Source organism: Aphanizomenon sp. UHCC 0183, from assembly GCF_009712065.1.
Taxonomy (GTDB): domain Bacteria; phylum Cyanobacteriota; class Cyanobacteriia; order Cyanobacteriales; family Nostocaceae; genus Dolichospermum; species Dolichospermum heterosporum.
In genome coordinates this window covers 55,710-58,065 of the sequence record NZ_VILC01000023.1, presented here as the reverse complement: position 1 = coordinate 58,065, position 2,356 = coordinate 55,710, and the positions used below count along the sequence as shown (strand labels likewise).

Annotated in this window: 2 protein-coding genes; both read left to right on the top strand. The window is 41.7% G+C overall.

The window, feature by feature from the left end:
• Nucleotides 1–329: 329 nt before the first annotated feature.
• On the top strand, nt 330–1,355 hold the full coding sequence (gene purM / locus FJR37_RS10510) for a phosphoribosylformylglycinamidine cyclo-ligase (RefSeq protein ID WP_039202539.1): 1,026 nt from the start codon (nt 330–332) through the stop codon (nt 1,353–1,355).
• 241 nt (nt 1,356–1,596) lie between these two features.
• On the top strand, nt 1,597–2,283 hold the full coding sequence (locus FJR37_RS10505; RefSeq protein WP_039202537.1) for a PHP domain-containing protein: 687 nt from the start codon (nt 1,597–1,599) through the stop codon (nt 2,281–2,283).
• The last annotated feature ends 73 nt before the right edge of the window (nt 2,284–2,356 follow it).

Below are 2,356 nucleotides of genomic sequence, written 5' to 3'. Positions count from 1 at the left end.
AAAGCTTACGCCATATTATTTTTGACTTTTGACTTTTGACTTTTGACTTCCGCCTTGCGGTGCTAGTTTCATGGAGATTTTTTGACAACAACAATAATGGAGGGCGCAGGCCCTGCGCCCCTACGAGTTTGGCGATAAAAAACTGTACCTCATAACATCAAGAGGTGCTGTATCAGGTTTTAAATTATGTTCAATGCAATGTCTTATCGCTTGATTGCGAATGAATTGGGTCGTACGAATGGCATTTTCCTGATCAGAAGAGGTTTTAGCAGCTAAATTGTGTGATAATAATAACCTAAAGTTATGAATTGATAACGGTGTAGTTAGGCATGGATTATCGGGATGCAGGCGTTGATGTTGAAGCAGGTAGAGCTTTTGTAGATCAAATTCGCAATTTGGTTCACAGCACCTTTAGAAAAGAGGTTTTGGGGGGACTGGGTGGCTTTGGTGGTTGCTTTCAACTGCCTACAGGTTACAAAGAACCAGTTTTGGTTTCGGGGACAGATGGTGTGGGGACAAAGCTGAAAATAGCTCAAATTCTCAACCGTCATGATACTGTGGGCATAGATTTGGTGGGGATGTGCGTTAATGATGTGTTGACATCGGGTGCAGAACCGCTGTTTTTTCTAGATTATGTGGCTACAGGTAAGTTAGATAAGGAACAATTAACTCAGGTGGTAGCGGGGATAGCTACTGGTTGTAAATTGGCGGGTTCGGCTTTATTGGGGGGAGAAACGGCGGAAATGCCCGGTTTTTACCAGGTTGGTGAATACGACTTGGCTGGTTTTTGCGTGGGAATTGTGGAAAAAAGCCGAATGTTGGATGGTTCTCAGGTGCAGGTGGGGGACGTAGCTATCGGTTTAGCTAGTTCAGGTGTCCATAGCAATGGTTTGAGTTTGGTCAGAAAAATTGTCAGTGATGGTGGTTTTGCTTGGACTGATACCCCAGATTTATTCAATGGTGCATCTATTGGAGAAACTTTTCTTACACCTACACGCATTTATGTAAAATCTGTTTTAGCTGCGTTGCAATCAGGTTTAGAAGTTCATGGCATGGCTCACATTACTGGCGGTGGTTTACCAGAAAATTTACCAAGATGTTTAAGCAAGGGTCAATCAATTAAGATGATTCCTGATAGTTGGACTGTTCCCCCTGTATTCCATTGGTTAGCTGCGGCTGGTTCTGTAGGTGCTGAGGCTATGTATAATACATTCAATATGGGTATTGGCTTTGTGTTATTAGTTCCACCTCAGCAAGCAGAACAGGTAATTACTCATTTTCAATCTCAGGATATCTCTGCTAATGTAATTGGTGAAGTGATCAATGGAGCAGGTGAATTGATCAGTTTGTGGTGACAATGGCGGTAAACAGATAGAAACTATACGCAAAATTTATATTCTCTTGATGGAAGTAATCAAAAATACTCATCGCCATCAGCGTTAATATTTGCTAACGTAGTCTTAACATATTGCAAAAATCAATTGGTGCCGTTGAGGAAGTATCTGTATTTACTGGTTAGTGGTATTAGTTATATCTCGTTTACAAGTGTGGCGTGTTGGTGTTTTGAGAAGAATGTAATTTTTGTGTAGAGGGGTTATGGTTATAAATTTTGCCCGGACTACTGTTTCTAAGGAACTACTAAAGCAAGTATTCCAACGCATTGATGCACAAAGTTGTCCCCAGTTATTTAATTTTCATATGCACACGGTTCACTCCGATGGCAAACTAAAACCGGGTGATTTGATGGGTCAAGCGATCGCAATTGGTTTAAAAGGGTTAGCTATCACTGATCATCATAGTATTAGTGGCTACCAAGAAGCCCTGGTTTGGTTAGAAGATTGGAAATGGCGTAATCCTGATGCTCATGCTCCATATCTGTGGAGTGGTGTAGAAATTAACGCCAATCTGCTGGATAATGAAGTTCACATTTTGGCTTATGCTTTTGAGTTAGAACATCCCAGTATACAGCCATATTTACAAAAAATTCCTAGTACAGGTAAGGCTTATCAAGCAGTTAACGTTATTAAAGCTGTTCATGAAGCGGGAGGACTAGCGGTACTTGCTCACCCAGCCCGATATAGGCGATCGCATTTTGACCTCATTCCTGCGGCTGCGGGTGATGGTATTGATGGTGTTGAGACTTTCTACGCTTACAATAACCCCAAACCTTGGAAACCTAGTGTGGTGGAAACTGAGGAAGTTCAACAATTAGCGGAAAAATTTAATTTATTTAGCACCTGTGGTACTGATTCGCATGGCTTGAATTTGCTGCATAGGTTGTAAATCTGTATTTACCTCTTTTAAACTCCTGGTTTAGGGAGTAGGGGAGTAGGGGAGTAGGGGAGTAGGGGGAGTA